Origin of the sequence: Bacteroides sp. 14(A) (assembly GCF_000526555.1) — a bacterium.
Taxonomy (GTDB): domain Bacteria; phylum Bacteroidota; class Bacteroidia; order Bacteroidales; family Bacteroidaceae; genus Bacteroides; species Bacteroides cellulosilyticus.
Window position 1 is genome coordinate 42,738 of record NZ_JAGH01000002.1, and the last position, 18,997, is coordinate 61,734.

Here is an 18,997-nt window from a genome sequence, read left to right on the forward strand (position 1 = left end):
TTACATAAATATATAAAGTGAGGATGCAAATATATGCGGTACAGGGCCATCAAGAGGGGATAAACCGGTAATATACGTGCACTTTTTAGGCACACGGATATATAAAAAACTCCCGATTAAAAGTTCTGACTCTTAACCGGGAGCTTTTTATTTTCAATAGATAGGTTTATTATATCTTTATTCTTCGTACATCTTATCTATCACTTCCTTGTAATTCTTTGCAACTATAGGACGCTTCAACTTCAAAGTATTAGTCAGTTCGCCACGTTCCATACTGAAAGGTTCGGGCAAAAGTGTGAAACGTTTCACTTGCTCATAGTGGGCAAACTGTTGCTGCAAGGTATCTATGCGAGCACGGAACAAACCGAGAATCTTAGGATGTTGCAGCAGTTCTTCCATATTCTTATATTCAATGCCTTTTTCCTTGGCATAATCTTTCACAAAACCATAGACCGGTACAATAAGGGCAGACACAAATTTACGCTGGTCGGCAATAATGGCAATCTGATCGATATAACGATCAATAGCCAGTTTCGTTTCTAAAGCTTGCGGACTGACATACTTACCATTGGAAGTCTTGAACAAGTCCTTGATACGCTCAGTCAGATAAAGTTGGTCACCCTTCAGATAGCCGGCATCACCGGTATGGAACCAACCATCTTTATCAATAGCAGCGGCAGTAGCCTCCGCCTTCTTATAATAGCCTTTCGTGATAGTCTTTCCACGCAGAAGTATTTCATTCTCGTCACCGATTTTCACTTCTACATCAGGCATCACGGTGCCTACGGAACCAATTTCATAACCCTGGTTAAGGAAACAAGAAACAGTAGCAGTCGATTCGGTCAGACCATAGCCAACCAACATATTGATACCTACCGAATGAACAAATTCACAGATTTCATCAGGTACGGCAGCTCCAGCAGTAGGGAAAAAGTTACCGTTCTCAATACCAATCGTCTTTTTCAGTAAAGCATAAACCGTCTTTTCGTAGAATTTATATTTCAGTTGATTCATCAACGGCGGAGTTTTACCTTTACGCAGATAATCGATGTTGTGTATCTTACCCACCTTGATGGCATCCAGCATCATAGCTTTCTTCAACCCCGTTTCCTGAGCAATCTTCTCCTGCACACCGGCATATACTTTTTCCCAGAAGCGGGGAACACTGCACATCAATGTCGGACGGATTTCTTTAATGGTAGTCTGGATATCTACCGGACGGAGGTTGATGCAAATCTGCACACCTTTATGGATACAAAGATATGTCCATGCTTTCTCGAAGACATGTGTCAAAGGAAGGAAGTTCATGGACACATCTTGGTCACTCATATCTACCAGACGGATATCATGGATACGGAAGGCCTCTATATAGTTAGAATGATGCAACATCACCCCCTTCGGTTCACCAGTTGTACCGGATGTATAAAGAATATTGGCAAGGTCATCATCCGATGCACGGGAAGTACGTTCTTCCACTATATCGTTGTTCGGCAAACCTTTTCCTGTTTCCAGGAATTCGTCAAAATAAATAGAAGTCATGTCACGAGGGTCGCGTACTACAGCACGGTCGAAAATGATCAATTGCTGTAATGATTGGCAAAAGCCAAATACACTGAAAGCTGCATCATACTGGAATTGCTCGCCTACAAAGATATAACGTATCTGAGCATCATTGATAATGTACTGCGCTTGTGCAGGTGAACTGGTAGCATACAGAGGTATGGTCACCGCACGATTAGCAAATGCCCCGAAATCTACATAAAGACATTCTGGTTTATTCTGAGAAAAGATTCCTATGTTTTCTTCCTCCTGCACTCCTAACTCTACGAGTGCATTCGCAACTTGTCGAACTGTCTGTGAGAATTGATTCCAAGTAATGGGTATCCACTGCGACGTTTCGTAATCCCTGTATTTCAGAGCCACCTTGTCGCCATACTTCTCTGCCCGTCGATGTACGAGGACAGATAAATGATGATAAGTCATATTATTCATATATTGGTAAATACGGCACAAAGGTAGTGGTTTCATTTGAAACTATTTCTATATTGAGAATTAAATATTTAGTATATATTTCCGCAATACTAGTACTATCCTACTATAAAAAGAAGTGATTACCCTACATTTTTGTTCGTTTTTCCAAAGAAATACAAATATATGTATATATTTGCATCCGATAGTTTTTAAATATCAATACAATAACTTAACAGACATGAAAAAGATTCTAGCATTAGTCGCCATATTGGCGATAGGTTTAGGGAGTATCAACGCACAAGATAACCTCAGATGGGGTGTCACGGCAGGTATGAATGTAAGCAGCCTCAACGTAACCGGATTGGACAGTCGCGTAGGTTTCCATGCAGGCGTTAAGGCTGAATTGGGACTGCCTCAGTTTACGGAAGGTCTTTATATGGATTTCGGAGCACTGCTTTCGCTAAAAGGCGCCAAAGTTGAAGCAGGCAGTATGGCTAGTTTCAAGATCAACCCGTACTATTTGGAAATTCCGGTACATATTGGCTATAAATATGCTGTAAATGATAATTTCTCTTTGTTTGCCAATGCAGGCCCTTACATTGCAATCGGTCTGTTCGGCAAAGCAAAAATTACTGCCGACGGCAGTTTGGTAGATGGAGGTTCCAAGGTTTCCGAATCAGAGAACGTGTTTGGCGATGACGGATTCAAACGTTTTGACCTTGGATTGGGACTGAAAGCAGGTATAGAAATCAGTAAGAAGTATCAGTTCTCCATCGGCTACGACTTCGGATTCATTGAAGCTGAGGAATTGATGGGCTGCAAGAATAGAAACCTAATGATTTCTTTAGGACTTATGTTTTAATGATATCAAGAATAAAAAAAGGCGTTGAATAACGCCTTTTTCAACATACTCAATCCTTATATTTACAATTACATAAACCAAATTAAAGACTTAATTACATGAAAAAGATTTTAGTAATATTCGCATTATTAGCGGTAAGTTTCGCAAGTGTAAATGCACAAGAGAACCTCAAATGGGGAGCAACTCTCGGTATGAACTCCAGTAATTTTTCCGGTGATGCATTCAGTAGTAAAGTAGGATTCCATGCCGGAGTCAAGGCTGAAGTGGGATTGCCACAAATAGCCGAAGGAGTATATTTGGATTTAGGTGCCCTATTGTCACTAAAAGGTGCAAAAGTTAATCTTGGTTCCTACGATATCAAGTATAATCCTTGCTATTTAGAAATTCCCGTACACATGGGTTATAAATATGCAGTGAATGAAAATTTCGCTGTTTTCGGCAATGCAGGTCCTTATGTCGCTATCGGTCTCTTTGGCAAAGTTAAAACAGATGGAATCGAATCATCAGATCCTTCTGATAATGTTTTTGATGAAGATGGTGGTGGCATGAAACGTTTTGATCTCGGCCTCGGGCTGAAGTTCGGTGTAGAATTCTGCAAAAAGATTCAGGTTGCTTTCGGATATGACTGGGGATTAATAGATAACGCCGATCACATAGATAACAAGAACCGTAACATGATGATTTCCTTGAGTTATATGTTCTAAAAATATTAAATGCTCTTCCCCCTTCCGCACTCTGCCCCTCTCTATATTTATCTGCAGCAACAGTGGAAGGGGATTTTTATCCTATCGATTAAGCATATTTCAGTATTTATCCGTAAGTTTGCATCACAATAATTTAACTGATTGAGATATGGCTTACGATATACCGACAATGGTTTCTGAGGCGACCGGAGTTCTTAAATCTCTGATTGCTATCCCTTCTCTTAGCCGCGATGAAGAAAAAGCGGCTGATTATCTACAGAATTATATAGAGTTGCAAGGCATGGCAACCGGACGAAAAGGCAATAACGTATGGTGTCTTAGTCCGATGTTCGACTTAAATAAGCCTACCTTGTTACTGAATTCACATATTGATACAGTGAAAGCTGTGAACGGCTGGCGGAAAGATCCGTTTACCCCAACCCTGGAAAATAATGGAAAACTATACGGATTGGGTAGCAATGATGCCGGTGCAAGCATTGTCAGTCTGTTGCAAGTCTTTTTGCAACTTTGCCGCACCACACAGAAGTATAATCTCATCTATCTCGCTTCCTGCGAAGAAGAAGTTTCCGGAAAAGGAGGCATCGAATGTGTATTGCCTGAACTTCCTCCGATACATTTTGCTATTGTAGGCGAACCTACCGAGATGCAACCTGCCACTGCGGAAAAAGGATTAATGGTACTGGACGTGACCGCTTACGGAAAAGCCGGACATGCCGCACGCAATGAAGGAGACAATGCCATATATAAAGTATTGGAAGATATCGCCTGGTTCCGCGACCATCATTTTGAAAAAGTATCTCCATTATTAGGTCCTGTAAAGATGAGTGTAACGCAGATCAATGCAGGCACGCAACACAATGTAATCCCAGACCGTTGTACGTTTGTGGTAGATATTCGCAGTAATGAATGTTATAGTAATCAGGAACTGTTTGCCGAAATACAAAAACATATTTCTTGCGAAGCTAAAGCACGTTCGTTCCGCTTAAGTTCTTCTCATGTAGAAGAAAGACACCCAATAGTACAGCGTGCCGTGGCAATGGGGCGTGTTCCTTTTGGTTCTCCTACCCTCTCCGACCAGGCACTGATGTCATTCCCCTCTCTCAAAATGGGACCGGGAAAAAGCAGTCGTTCCCATACAGCAGATGAGTTTATTTTCATTCAGGAAATAGAAGAAGCGATAGGGTTATATCTGAAACTATTGGACGGAGCTATCTTATAATTCGTCAGTTTCTACTTTCTTTCATAACACATGAACAACCTTTCCTATTTAGGCTGTTCCATTTAATCATGCTCTTTATCGATTTAAAAGCGTACGGAGAGCCGGAATTTTCTTTTTAAGATTTCCTTTTTGGATATATAGTACTTTTTCTCTAATATTGTATCATCTTTGCTTTGAATTACTAATCCTAATTAGAATGATATCACACAGATTTCTTTTTCTCCTGTTGCTGTTGTTGCCCATCCATAATTCGGTGGCACAAGAAGAGACATTTGAACCGTTGTTTGAAAACATTGATATCACTAAAGGACTACCTCATAATACAGTTCAAAAGATCTTTCAGGATTCCGAAGGCTATATGTGGTTTGCAACTAAAGATGGACTATGCCGGTATGATGGCTATAATTTTATTGTTTACTGCGAGTCATTAGTTAAAGAATCTATTTCCAACAGTAAGGTACGTTGCATAGCTGAAGATGCTCATAAAAATATATGGGTAGGAACCGACAATGGCCTTAATTGTATAAATCTTCTCAGCCAGCATATTCTTTCTTTCTTCCCTAACGAACTTTCCCCACTAAAAAGCAATAAGATTAATGAACTCTATTTTGATCCCTCCACCCATTTATTGTGGATTGCAACAGATAAAGGAATTACATGGTATGATACAGATTCCAGAAAATTTATAGCTCCGGAAAACCACAGAGCTTTCAATGAGGAAACCAATACCGTAGGGAAATATGGTGACAAAGAAATATATATTGGCACACATAATGGATTATACATTTATGATATTCATACCAAAAATGTACGACGCATCCAGTTAGAGCATGGAGGTGGCAATATTAATGTACTTTCTGTCTGGCAAGATACAGCAGGAGACACTTGGATTGGAAACAATTTAGCTTTGTTGGCTAAAGTACCCAAAGGTGGAAGCGTTATCTCACTTCTTCCATTCGGACAGGTACGTATGAACGACGATCAGAATATCTGTTGTATTATAGAACAAAAAGAGATTCTGTGGTTGATCAGTAAACGGCGGGGAATCTTCTTTTATAATAAACAGACCGGGCAATTACTCAAGACACGGAATACCTATTCTCTGAATCCTCTCGGAACAGATGTGAAAGAAAGGATCATGCTTACCAGCGGTTATAAAGATAATAATGGGAATATTTGGGTGGGATCATATTATATGGGACTCTTTCTCCATTCACGTTATATGAATCATTTCACTCACATCCCAATCGAACGGACTGGTAAAGCCTCCACTGGAATAATCGGATCAATGGTACCCGATGGGCAAGGAATATGGCTTGGAAGTGATGATCTTGGAATCACTTATTACAACCCGGTTACGAGGACTCAACAATATTATGAGTTATACAACGGAGAGACTCCTCTAGTGGAATGTAAGCCTCTGTTAATTCATAAGGGTGCGTTATGGGTTGGTACAGAATCTCATGGCATCCACCTTTTTGATTTGAAAACAAAGCAACTCATCGGACATTATACAGCTACTTCACAAACCGGACGCATTCCCGGAAATCGAGTGAACTGTGCATTGCAGGATTCCAATGGATATATTTGGATTGGTTTTAACGGCGGTCCGGGTGGCATTTGCCGTTTCAACGAACAGAATGAAAGCTTTACGACTTTCTATCCATCAAACAGTTCTCATAAGGTAAGAGACGTGTATTTTATCTATGAAGCTTCCGATAATGAGCTATGGATTGGTACTCGTAATAATGGTCTGTTCTGCTATAATATCGCAGAGAATGTTTTCACACCTATTCCTGTTATGGGTAGAGAAGATTTGTCTGTCAGTTACATTTATAAAGACAAGAAAGATCGTATTTGGATAGGAACATTCGGACAAGGACTGGTCTGTATGGACAGTTCGGGTGAAGTGAAGCAGGTATTCAATACAAATAGCGATCACATTGGTAACAACATTTGCGGTATACTGGAGGATAATGACGGTCGTATCTGGATCAGCTCATTTTATGAAATAGCTTATTATAATGAAGAAGACCATACATTTATAAGATATGATGCTTACAATGGATTTCCATTGTTGCACGTAAAGTCTATGTCTTGTTTTGTTTCAGAACGCAATTTGCTATACTTTGGGGGAAGTAACGGTCTAGTTGAAGTCGTTCCAAAAGATGTGATGCATGTTAATAAAAAGGCTCCTAAGGTTGTTCTGACAGATTTTCTAGTTCATAATCAGTCAATAGATACTCTATCCCGTAAAAATATACGTACCCACCACAGGGTTGAACTTAAGTATAATCAAGATAATCTTACTTTTGCTTTCGCTGCATTAAGCTATATCTATCCGGACAAGAACCTGTATCGTTACCGATTACAAGGTATCGACAAGGAATGGAATTTAGCCGGTACACAAAGACAGGTGACTTATAGTAACCTGGGAGCAGGTGAATATCAGTTCCAGGTCTGTGCTTGCAACAGTAATGGAACCTGGTCTGAACCGTCCAATCTGCTTTCTGTCATTATTAAACCTGCACCATGGCGTACATGGTGGGCTTATCTGGCATATACGATTGTAATACTTGCATTGTTGGCCTTGTTCTTTTACTACCTGCGCATTAAGATGCAGTTGGAACACGACTTAGAGATCAAGAATATAGAAAAGAAGAATTTAGATAAGATGCATAAATTCCGACTTGATCTTTTTACAAACTTTTCCCATGAGATACGTACTCCACTGACACTGATTTCCGGTTCATTGACTGACCTATTGGCATCTAACACTCCTTCACAGATGGAAAAAGGAGTATTACAGGGAGTTCAACGCAATGTCATGAAAATTATGAAGTTAGTAAATCAGTTGATGGATTTTCGCAAGCATGATGAAGGGCGTATGGAATTATTAGCATCCAAACAACACCTGATTCCTTTTATCAAGGAGGTGATACTTGCTTTTAGCGAATTGTCCAGAATCCAAAATCATCCATTAAAGATACATTTACCTGAAACAGAGCTAATAGCCTGGTATAATCCTCAGCTACTGGAGAAAGTCTTTTATAATGTCCTGATGAATGCTTTCAAGTATTCCAATGAAGAAAGTGTCATCTCCCTAAACGTTGATGTGATAACTTTGAATAAGTCACCCTATCGGGAACGGGTAGATGAACGGGTAAAGGAAGCTATACTTATTTCTGTATTCAATGAAGGAGATATTATTCCGGAAGATAAACTTGAAGATGTTTTCGAACCTTTCTATCGGCTTAAAAACACAAAGAGCCAGCAGGGAACAGGGATCGGTCTAAGTTTCAATCGTATGATCATGCGCCTGCATCATAGTGATATTTGGGTTGAAAATATCGGCGACACAGGTGTTGTATTCAAATTCCTGATTCCAATAGGTAAAGACCATTTGCGGGAAGATGAGTTATGCGATGAAACAGAACAGGAACATCGTTTGATTCTGACTCCTTCAGTCGCTCCCAAAACAGAGCCTGCTATGGAACGCCCAAAGGTGGAAAAAGAGCTTAGAACTTTGTTAGTTGTAGAAGATAACAATGAGATCAGACAGTATCTGAAAAGTAAGCTTGCCACTATATACAATGTATTCGATTGTGATAATGGCCATGAAGCATTAGAAATCATACACCGGAGAGAGATCGACTTGGTCATCAGTGATGTAATGATGCCGGTTATGGACGGAATAGAACTCTGTAAAGCTATAAAAAGTAATATTGAGATTAATCATATTCCAGTAATCTTACTGACAGCACATGTATCGGACACACACGTAAAAGACGGATTGTCTTCGGGTGCCAATGATTATATATTCAAACCGTTTAATTTTGATTTATTATTGGCGCGTATTCAAAACTTATTAGATAACAATGAACGGTTACGACAATCTTTCCAGAAAAGAATCAGTCCGAAAGATATGAACGTAGAGGTAACTGACTATGATGAGCAATTTTTGCAGAAATGCTATGACTTTCTGCGAAAGAACCTTACTAATTCAGAACTAACCATTGAGGATTTCGGGAAAGAGTTAGGAGTAAGCCGTGTGCATCTCTATCGTAAGATAAAGTATCTTACGAATTTATCTCCCAGCCGTTTCATTCTAAATGTAAGACTTAAAGTGGCAGCTGATTTGCTTCGTCAGGAAGGTGTTTCTGTTTCTGATGTCTGCTATCAGGTCGGCTTTAATAACCTTTCTTATTTTACTCGCACTTTTAAGGAAAGCTATGGCGTTTCACCATCCGACTACCAGCATAAATAATTGAATAAATACAGAAATATCCGATTATTAAGCGATTATATCATGTTCTTGTATCATTTGTGTTAATATCCGTAACATAGCTTCAAACAAAAAAGTAGTTCTGCGCATACCTTTGTCAGCGAACAATCGGAGTTAAATCCGGCTATTCTGAAACTTTAAATGATACGATATGCAAAAGACACTTTTTAGTATTCTGGTTTTATTAGTCTGTATAAGTCATCCGTCAAAGGCTACGTCTTTTATATATAATGTAACAGACTATGGAGTGAAAGCCAATTCAGGAAGATCCGAGACAGCTTCCTTACAGAAAATTATTGACTTATGTTCCACAAATGGAGGAGGTACGGTATGTATACCTACAGGTACTTATATCAGTGGAACATTATTTCTGAAAAACAATGTAATGCTCTTTTTAGATCGTGGAGCCGTACTGAGAGGAAGTTCGGACCTAAATGAGTATCCTGAACTTAGAACTCATCGTAAGGGACTTATTCATGCAGAAAATGTCCATAATACAGGTATTTGTGGGAGTGGAGTGATCGATGCGAATGGCAATGATACTGTTTTTCATGGAGGTGCCAAATCCCCAGACCGTATTTATGCCGCTAATTTTGAAGGATGTTCACAAATAGATATTCGTAATGTAAGCCTGATCAATGCCTCTTATTGGACTTTGCGTATCAGCGATTGTGACCATGTACAAATAAGAGGGATTACAATTCGTTCTACCAGCTATTTTAATAATGATGGAATAGATCTCGATGGGCGAAATATTACCGTATCCGATTGTATAATCGATTGTATTGATGATGCGATATGCTTGAAGAGCTACTACAAAGAACGCCCTTGTGAAAATATTGCCATTTCCAATTGTATTGTTTCCAGTAATTGTAATGCTATAAAATTGGGAACAGCTTCCAGAGGTGGATTCAAGAATATTGCCATATCCAACTGTGTTATAAAGCGCCCGGAACAAAATGATTATTTTGATTATAAAAAGTATACTATACCTGGTGTAACAGCCAATTATACAAACAATTCGGGCATTGCATTGGAAATGGTCGATGGAGGAACAATGGAGCAAATAGTGATTAATAATATCACCATGTTCAATACATTGACCCCTATATTTATTCGTTACGGACAAAGACATAGTCCGCTGGTTGGTACAATGAAAGAAATAGTAATCAGTAACATTACGGCCACAAGCAATAGCCTGATGAGTTGTTCCATTACAGGTATTCCCGATCAGTATGCAGAAAATATAAAGTTGAGCCATATAATACTGAATTGTCCTGGTGGCGGGCGTAAAGAACATACACTACGCACTATCCCCGAAGTGGAAAACAGCTATCCGGAAAATAAGATTTTTGGTGCAAACTTACCGGCATATGGCTTTTTTATCCGTCATGTACGCCATCTGACCTTAGAAGATATACAAGTTAATTTAGACAATAAAGATGATAGGCATGCGCTGTACCTTGACGATTGCCGTGATATTACCATAGATAAAGTGAAAACGATTTCGCACCTGAGCGAATCTGCCTATATCAGGACAAATAATGTGGAAAATCTTATGATCAGAGGATTCTCAACAGAAAATGCTCTACCGTCTTTTTTGGAAAACAGCGGCAAATCTTCCGGTATAAAGTTGATTGGCAATGATTTCAGTAAGGTATCCCAGTTGTACAATGAAGAAATCGGGCAAGAGGTAAAAGAAGCCGGTAATCTATTTGAAAACAAATAAAAACTTAAGTATATATGAAAATTATGAAGCGCTATATTCAAGTAATATTCATCTGCTGGTTATCCATAAATTCCATAACTGAAGTTTACGGAAAGGACCCGATAGGCATATCTTTAGTAAAGTGGAGTTTTCGTACACAGACTGCTATATTATGTGATATGGCAAAAGAAAACGGAGCTGTAGCTATTGATATGGTAGATCCGGAAAAGTGGGACATTGTGAAAGAGAAAGGACTAACCGTTGCCATGGCTGATGGTATAGATATGGGAATCGAACGAGGATTTTGCGACCGGAGGTGGCATTCATCACTAATTGAAAACTATAAACGCTTCATTCCCCTATTAGCAGAAAAAGGAATTAAGCAAGTGGTATGTTATTCTGGAATAAATACGGACTTATCGGATGAAGAGGCTTTGGAAGCATGTGTGGAAGGATTAAAGCCCCTATTGGATATCGCAGAAAAAGCAAATGTGACTTTGGTAATGGAGTTACTCAGCAGCCGTAATACTGAAGAGATTTTCACAAAACAGCGTTTCTCTTATTATCAGTGTGATAATCCGGAATGGGGAGTAGCATTATGTAAAAAACTAAACTCACCGAATTTCAAACTTTTATATGATGTCTGGCATATGAACGATATGGGACGTGATATAATGAGTGATATAAAAAAATATCATTCTTATATTTCTCATTATCATATTGCGGGCATTCCAGAACGGAAAGGACTTAACCGGACAGACTCCTTTAATTATCAACAGTTCATGAAATTGCTGAAAAAGGTCGGTTACCAAGGTTATGTTGGATTAGAACCCGACAGGATAGAAAAGAATTTGAAAAGTACTATTCAAGAAAGTATAACCCTATTAAAAAATAAATAATGATGAAACAAATCTCTTTAATGATCACATCTGTGGCGTTGACATTTGCTATGAATATCTGCGCTCAGCAATCACCTTGGGATAAAGCAGATGCCATCGTGCAGAGCCTAGATCCTGTGACATTTCCCGACAAAACTTATGTCATCACGGACTTTGGTGCAGTCGGAGACGGAAAAACATTGTGTAAAGAAGCCTTTGAAAAGGCTATTACAATTTGTAGCGACAACGGTGGAGGAAAAATCACTGTTCCTGCAGGTACTTACTATATGAATGGGCCTCTGGTCTTCAAAAGCAATGTAAATGTACATCTGGAAAAAGGAGCGATACTTGATTTCAGCACTAATGAAAGTGACTATTTACCGGCTGTCATTACTCGTTGGGAAGGTACCGAGCTGTTCAACTATTCTCCGCTGATATACGCATATCATGTGCAGAATATAGCTCTGACAGGTGAGGGCACCGTAAATGGAAATGGCTCAAAAAAATTCTCACCATGGAATAATATTCAGACAGTAGAACAGGAAATGCTTCGTAAGATGGGGCGTACCAATGTACCGGTTTATCGTCGTATATTCGGCGAAGGCTATAAACTTCGTCCCGGTTTTATCGAACCTTTTGGCTGTGCTAATGTAAGAATAGAAGGCGTCACTATCATGGATTCTCCGTTCTGGGTGATTCATCCTATTTTCTGTAACAATGTAATTGTCCGTAATGTAACAGTTGACAGTCATAATTATAATAATGATGGTTGTGATCCGGAATCCTGCCGGAACGTACTGATTGAAGGTTGTACTTTCTCCACAGGCGACGATGCAATAGCCATCAAATCAGGACGGGATAATGACGCATGGCGCATCGGTCAGCCGACGGAAAATGTTGTGATACGTAATTGTTCTTTCCGCTCTAAAATTAATGGTGTATGTATTGGTAGCGAGATTGCCGGTGGAGTCCGGAATATCTTTATTGAAAATATTACAATTCCGAAGTCCTCCAATGCCATCTATTTCAAATCGAATCTTGACCGTGGAGCTTACATACAGGATGTATATGTACGTAATGTACAAGCAGATACAGTACGTACTGCCCTGATACGTTTTGAACCGAACTATAAAGGGGAACGCTCAGCTTTCCATCCAACGTTATTTGACTCATTCTTGATTGAGAATGTAACCTGCAAGCAATCCAATGAATGTGGTATTTACATGGCCGGTTTTGCAGAACGTCCTCTTCAGAACATTGTATTGAAAAACGTAACAATCGGTAAAGTACCTACCCCCTACTGTTTCCAGAACGGAGAAAATATTCGATTTCAAAGTGTAAAGGTAAACGGTAAAAAGCTGGATGAAAAACCGACTCCCAAAGAATTGGTGAAGCTTAGAGTACTTTAATCTGTATAACTTTAATCTAATCACATCATGAAACGATTTATAGCAGGGCTGTTGATGAGTGGATTAATGATTCCACAGTTGGGGGCGATCGTCCCTCCATCTTGTTTCAATGATAGTCATGATATAACTTCATTAACATCCTGGGGACCTTATTCAAAGCGTTATGCAGGAATTTCGCATATACCTGACATAAAGAAAGGAATACGCTTTGACTTTTCTGTAATGCCCGGTTATTACCGAAACCGGCAGTTGGTTCCGCATGTCCTTTTTGAATCGTCCTATTATCCATGGAATATAAATCCTTCCATGAATCGCATCACCTATCGCTATGAGTTGGAGTGGAAAGACCGGGTATTTACAGATGTTACTTATTATATATTGGATGAAAGCAGCACACTGGTAGGCATACGTTGTGTAAACAATACGGAGACTTATCAAAATCTGGCCCTGAATCAAATGGCCTATATCGATTATCCGGAAGCACACCCACAGGTGAAAGCTTCAGGAGCTTCTCGTTTGCAATGGTATAGTGCGATAGATTATACAGAGAATGAACCTGCTTTTAAAACTCCTCAGTATGGACTGGTGTACGACGGGTGGTACAGAAATGAAGAACGTAGCAGTTTTTCACTGGATGGGTCCGTTTTGGGAAAAGGATTTGGAAAAGACGCGGGCGACCGGGTAAGCTACCGGATAGATATACCTTCAGGTATGGAAGATGGGGCTATAGGATTCAGATATAAAGTTGAAAAAGGGAAAACTGCAACTTTACGTTTGAAAGGACTGACTGATGAAGTGGTAAAATTCACCGGAACCGGAGATTTTACAATTCTCCCGATCTCCTATTATGGCAGAAAGAGTGGTGAATACATTCTGGAACTTATTTCCGAAGGAACTGCCGAGATTTGTTTGGACGGATTCTTTATCGGGACTGCTGAAGATATGGGCAAACTGAAGTTTACCCCCACCGCAATACCTTTTACACCAATAATTGAAGTGGGAAACGAGAAGCAGGATTTCATATTAAAATATGAAGATTGTGAAAATTTCTATGGAGTAGCCTGGAATTATAAAGAATCGTTTATCCGGGAAGTGCTGAATAGTGAATTAGAGTCATTTTTCCGAAAGAAAACACACGATCATTTAGCCAGAAAACTGATTGGTGACAAACAATGGCACTATACAAATGCTTTTTTGCGACCGGTAGTATTAGCTCCTCATTCAGAACAAACACTGTATATGTTGGTATGTACCGGCAGCCGTGAGAAAGTCAGACAAGATTTAGAGCTTTTTCATTCCACTCCTGAAAAGTTTGTTTCTCTAGCTCAGTCTCAGCAACCGGTGAAACCAGAGGAGGCCCTGCTACCCGGAGGAAAGAAGTATAGTTTTGGGCATCAGTTATTGCAGGCCGCATTACTTTCCAATGTTGTTTATCCGGTTTACACTCAGAAAGAATATATCCGGCATTTTACACCCGGGAAGAATTGGAATAGCCTCTATACATGGGACCTTGGCTTCATCGCTTTAGGCATGATTGATGTGGATATAACGAAAGCCTTCGAATGTATCAGAGCTTATACTACACCGGTGGGAAGTGAATCTGCTTTTATTCATCATGGTACTCCATTGCCTATCCAGATGTATGCTTACTATGATTTGTGGAACAATAGCCAATCGCGTGAAGTACTGAAGTTTCTCTATCCGAGGCTGAAACAATACTTTGATTTTATGTTAGGAAACAACCCGAACTCTACTACGCGCATGAAAGGCTCCGGTCTGCTCCGAACCTGGGATTATTTTTATAATTCCGGAGGCTGGGACGACTATCCACCGCAGCAGGCACTACGCAGTGATAAGAGTCAATATCCGTTTGTAACCCCTGTAGTAACTTCAGCGTATTATCTTCGTGCCGCCAAAATTTTGCGTTTGGCTGCTAAAGAGATGGGATTGAAAGAGGATATAAAGAGCTACGACCGGATTATCAAGAATCTTTCTAAAGCACTGCAAACCTACGCCTGGGATGAAGAGAGTGGTTATTTCGGATATGTGACTCATGATGCATCCGGAGATGCCAAAGCAATTTTCCGATACAAGGATCAGTCCAACTTCAATAAGGGATTAGACGGAGTAACCCCGCTGGCAGCAGGTATTTGTACACCTGAGCAAGTAGACAGGTTGGTGGGACATTTGTTTTCACCGAAAGAATTGTGGACATCTTCCGGTCTTTCAACTGTCGATCAATCGGCCCCTTATTATCAGGCAGACGGATATTGGAACGGAGCAGTCTGGTTTCCCCATCAATGGGTTATATGGAAAGCTCTTTTAGACATAGGAAAAGGTGAACAAGCCTATCAGATAGCACAAACCGCCTTAGACAAATGGGAACAAGAGTGCCAGGAAAGTTATTACACTTTCGAACACTTTATAATTTCCTCAGGAAGAGGAGCTGGATGGCATCAATTTTCCGGCCTTTCTTCTCCTATACTAAATTGGTTTGCTGCTTATTATAAGCCCGGCAAGGTGTCAACCGGCTTTGAAATATGGATTGCCGAGAATCATTTTAATACAGATTATTCTCAGTATCGCGCCAAGATTTCTTTTGACGATTCTACACTGCCTCATGAGCGTTGTATGATTGTATGTATGAATCCGGATCATACGTATGAAGTACAATTCAATGGCAGACCGGTTAAAAGTAAGTCTTATCATACCGGAATGGTGGAAATCACCCTCCCGAATAGCAATAAAACAGGAGTACTTACCATCAGTGCTCTTAAATGATATCGATGTTAATTTTTAATTTTATGGAGACACAACCTATGAAAAGTAAAAAAAATCATTTTAATTCGTAGCCTGTTTACAGTCCTTTTCTGCCTGTCGGCAGTGATGCTGTTTGGTCAGCAAAATAATACAAAACAACCGAGGGCAAAACAGACAGCACAAGTTGGAGGACAACATACCGGTCAGAAAATAGTGACAGGTGTTGTCCGTGATGACAATGGAGATCCTTTGATTGGTGTGAATGTACAAGCGGTTGGTACACAAACGGGTGTCATAACCGATGTAAACGGAAAATATTCAATACAGGTATCTGCCGGCGCAAAACTGTCTTTTTCTTATATTGGATTCCAGACACAGACTCTGTCTGTCGATACGGGTTCGGTGCTCAACGTAAAAATGTCCGAAGACGCTCAATCCTTGGAAGAAGTAGTAGTCATCGGTTATGGTCAAGTGACTAAAAAAGATGCAACCGGAGCAGTGGCAACCCTGAAAGCCGGAAACATGAACAAAGGTGCAATCACCACTCCTCAGGATATGCTGACAGGAAAAGTGCCGGGTTTGCTGATTGTTCCGGGCGATGGGCAACCGGGGTCCGGTACCACCATCCGCATCCGTAACGGCTCCTCTCTATCTGCCAGCAATTCTCCTTTGATAGTGATTGACGGAGTTACTACATCTGATGATGCCGGAGTGGGTATGTCGAACGTACTGGGAGCATTAAATCCCGAGGATATAGAATCATTCAGTGTTTTAAAAGATGCTTCCGCAACAGCCATCTATGGTTCCAGAGCTTCTAATGGGGTCATTATCATCACTACGAAAAAAGGAGGAAGCAAGGCACTGAAAGTGGAATACAGCAGCACATACAGCGCCAACGTAAATTCGGGTAAAGTACCGGTCCTTGATGCCGATGAGTTCCGTGCCTATATTGACGAGTATTATCCGGAAAACACGTTATCCGGGGCAGCAGTTCACAAAGCCATCAATTATACCTATCCGGATGGTACAATAGGATATTATAATACAGACTGGCAAAAGGAAATCTACCGGATAGGTCTGTCTACCGACCAGAATATAGGAATATCCGGAGGAGGTGATAAATATCCTTTCCGCGTATCTCTCGGATATACTGATCAGAATGGTACCTTGAAAGGTTCCAATTTCCAGCGCTTTACCCAGGCAGTCACATTTACTCCTAAATTCTTCGATAAGCATTTAAGTGTGAGTATCAATCTAAAAGCTACAGAGAATAAGAATAAATATGTATCTACCGGAGCCATCAACGCTGCCGCAGCATTTGATCCTACAAAGCCGGTACACTTTTATAATGCCGACGGCTCGATTGATTACAATAAATATAACGGTTATTTTCAATGGCTGAATCCGGATGGTTCTATCAATCGTAATGGCTCGGAGAATCCTGTATCACGACTCAGTGGTTACTGGGATGAGACCCAAGTATTCCGTTCTTTCGGTAATATGCAGCTTGATTATTCCTTTCATTTTTTACCGGAATTACGTGCCAACCTGAACTTGGGATATGATTACACGAAAAATGATGGTGATAAAGGTAATTATCCCGGATCGTACAGTTCGTATACAGATGCCATCTTACCTCCGGGACAAGGAAGGTATACCGATTCTAAATCGACCCGTGAGAATTATCTCTTGGATTTCTATTTGAATTACGTAAAAGATATAAAGGCAATTCGCAGTAAGATTGATGTCATGGCCGGTTATTCATGGCAACATTTTAAAAGAGATGACCAGAGTCAGACCTACTCCAATCCGTTAGAAAATTATGAATCGGTATTTATTTCGGAAAGTGCAGCTCCTAAAGAATATTATTTGATTTCACTTTTTGGACGTTTGAATTATACATTTATGGACAAGTATCTGATTACTTTCACATTGCGTGATGACGGAACTTCCCGTTTCTCTCCTTCTAACCGTTGGGGCCTCTTCCCTTCTGTAGCTTTAGCGTGGAGAATGTCCGATGAAGCTTTTTTCAAGAAATTCGATAAGCTGAGTAACTTAAAGCTACGCGCCAGTTATGGTGTGACGGGACAGCAAAATATTGGTTCAGATTACTATCCTTACATTGCAACCTATAATTTGTCAACCATCACTTCTACTTCACAATATCAGATCGGAGATAAATTCTATCAGATATTGAAACCGGAAGCTTATAATGAAAACATCAAGTGGGAGTCTACCGCCACCTGGAATGTGGCATTGGATTGGGGATTCTTTAATAACCGTTTATCGGGGAGTGTCGACTTGTTCTACAAAGAGACCTCCGATCTATTAAACTCCATTCCCATTCCCGCCGGTTCTAATTTTACGAATAAGATGACCGCCAATATCGGTAATTTGGAGAATAAGGGTGTTGAAATCAACATCAATGCCACTCCTATTGTTACAAAAGACTTTTCTTGGGATATCGGTGTAAACGCTACCTGGAGCAAATCGAAAATTACGAAACTGACCGCCATCTTCAATCCGGACTACGTGGGAGTGCCCACCGGAGGTATCAGCATGGGAACGGGTAATAACATCCAGATACATAGTGTAGGGTATGCTCCTAATACATTCTATGTATATGAACAGGTATACGACGAATATGGTAATCCGGTTCAAGATGCATTTATCGACCAGAATAAGGATGGCATCATCGATGACAAAGACCTCGTACTTAAACACAAATCGCGCCCGGATGTATTCTTCGGATTCAATATGTTATTCCGTTATAAGAATTGGGACTTCGGTTTTAATGCACATGGAAGTATTGGGAACTGGGTATTCAACGATTACAATTCCGCACGCTGTTCAGCCGACTATACATTCAGCAACGGCCAAACAGTACGCAATATACCTGAATTTGTTGTGAAAACTTCAAAGTTCCGCAATCCCATTACCGTCACTCAGGCAAAGAGTGATTTATTCCTGGAAAATGCATCTTTCCTGAAGGTGGATAATATCACCCTGGGCTATTCTTTCAAAAAACTATTTAATAGTAAACTTGGAGGACGTGTCTCATTCACTGCCCAAAATCCATTTGTTATCACAAAATACTCTGGATTAGATCCGGAGGTAAGTAGTGGTATTGACAATAATGCATGGCCACGCCCTCGTATCTTTGTATTAGGTTTGAATCTTAACTACTAAAAAATGATCTGT

Annotated in this window: 10 protein-coding genes; 9 read left to right on the forward strand and 1 reads right to left on the reverse strand. The window is 40.1% G+C overall.

Annotated features, from left to right (window positions below; all coding sequences use genetic code 11):
* Positions 1–177: 177 nt before the first annotated feature.
* Positions 178–1,983 carry a long-chain fatty acid--CoA ligase gene (locus K429_RS0108100; RefSeq protein WP_026366576.1) on the reverse strand — a complete coding sequence of 602 codons (1,806 nt, stop codon included), beginning with the start codon at positions 1,981–1,983 and terminating at the stop codon, positions 178–180.
* 226 nt (positions 1,984–2,209) lie between these two features.
* Here K429_RS0108100 and K429_RS0108105 point away from each other — a divergent pair, with 226 nt between their 5' ends.
* The 9 genes from K429_RS0108105 (at position 2,210) to K429_RS0108145 (ending at position 18,985) form a co-directional block, all read left to right on the forward strand.
* A complete protein-coding gene (locus K429_RS0108105) occupies positions 2,210–2,833 on the forward strand; it encodes a porin family protein (protein ID WP_022209002.1) in 624 nt (207 codons plus the stop codon).
* Between the two features lie 98 nt (positions 2,834–2,931).
* Positions 2,932–3,537 (forward strand): porin family protein, encoded by a 606-nt coding sequence (locus K429_RS0108110; RefSeq protein ID WP_026366577.1) that lies wholly within the window; start codon positions 2,932–2,934, stop codon positions 3,535–3,537.
* 148 nt (positions 3,538–3,685) lie between these two features.
* Positions 3,686–4,756, forward strand: coding sequence for a M20 family metallo-hydrolase (locus K429_RS0108115; protein ID WP_026366578.1), 1,071 nt, complete (start codon positions 3,686–3,688; stop codon positions 4,754–4,756).
* A gap of 196 nt (positions 4,757–4,952) precedes the next feature.
* Entirely contained in the window at positions 4,953–9,023 is a 4,071-nt protein-coding gene (locus tag K429_RS0108120) for a two-component regulator propeller domain-containing protein (RefSeq protein WP_026366579.1), read from the forward strand.
* A 169-nt stretch (positions 9,024–9,192) separates the two neighbouring features.
* A complete protein-coding gene (locus K429_RS0108125; protein ID WP_026366580.1) occupies positions 9,193–10,770 on the forward strand; it encodes a glycoside hydrolase family 28 protein in 1,578 nt (525 codons plus the stop codon).
* 158 nt (positions 10,771–10,928) lie between these two features.
* Positions 10,929–11,648 carry a sugar phosphate isomerase/epimerase family protein gene (locus tag K429_RS0108130; RefSeq protein ID WP_226810435.1) on the forward strand — a complete coding sequence of 240 codons (720 nt, stop codon included), beginning with the start codon at positions 10,929–10,931 and terminating at the stop codon, positions 11,646–11,648.
* Positions 11,648–13,036 (forward strand): glycoside hydrolase family 28 protein, encoded by a 1,389-nt coding sequence (locus K429_RS0108135; protein ID WP_007210802.1) that lies wholly within the window; start codon positions 11,648–11,650, stop codon positions 13,034–13,036. The genes K429_RS0108130 and K429_RS0108135 overlap by 1 nt, the downstream gene beginning before the upstream one ends.
* A 27-nt stretch (positions 13,037–13,063) precedes the next feature.
* Positions 13,064–15,817 carry a trehalase family glycosidase gene (locus tag K429_RS0108140; RefSeq protein ID WP_026366581.1) on the forward strand — a complete coding sequence of 918 codons (2,754 nt, stop codon included), beginning with the start codon at positions 13,064–13,066 and terminating at the stop codon, positions 15,815–15,817.
* A gap of 105 nt (positions 15,818–15,922) precedes the next feature.
* Positions 15,923–18,985: a TonB-dependent receptor gene (locus K429_RS0108145; protein WP_026366582.1), complete on the forward strand. Its 3,063-nt coding sequence runs from the start codon at positions 15,923–15,925 to the stop codon at positions 18,983–18,985.
* Positions 18,986–18,997: the final 12 nt, after the last annotated feature.

Coding starts and splice junctions, on each gene's coding strand:
- K429_RS0108110 (WP_026366577.1), top strand. CDS start 2,932: ATGAAAAAGATTTTAGTAATATTCGCATTATTAGCGGTAAGTTTCGCA.
- K429_RS0108105 (WP_022209002.1), top strand. CDS start 2,210: ATGAAAAAGATTCTAGCATTAGTCGCCATATTGGCGATAGGTTTAGGG.
- K429_RS0108125 (WP_026366580.1), top strand. CDS start 9,193: ATGCAAAAGACACTTTTTAGTATTCTGGTTTTATTAGTCTGTATAAGT.
- K429_RS0108130 (WP_226810435.1), top strand. CDS start 10,929: ATGGCAAAAGAAAACGGAGCTGTAGCTATTGATATGGTAGATCCGGAA.
- K429_RS0108120 (WP_026366579.1), top strand. CDS start 4,953: ATGATATCACACAGATTTCTTTTTCTCCTGTTGCTGTTGTTGCCCATC.
- K429_RS0108145 (WP_026366582.1), top strand. CDS start 15,923: ATGCTGTTTGGTCAGCAAAATAATACAAAACAACCGAGGGCAAAACAG.
- K429_RS0108100 (WP_026366576.1), bottom strand. CDS start 1,983: ATGACTTATCATCATTTATCTGTCCTCGTACATCGACGGGCAGAGAAG.
- K429_RS0108140 (WP_026366581.1), top strand. CDS start 13,064: ATGAAACGATTTATAGCAGGGCTGTTGATGAGTGGATTAATGATTCCA.
- K429_RS0108135 (WP_007210802.1), top strand. CDS start 11,648: ATGATGAAACAAATCTCTTTAATGATCACATCTGTGGCGTTGACATTT.
- K429_RS0108115 (WP_026366578.1), top strand. CDS start 3,686: ATGGCTTACGATATACCGACAATGGTTTCTGAGGCGACCGGAGTTCTT.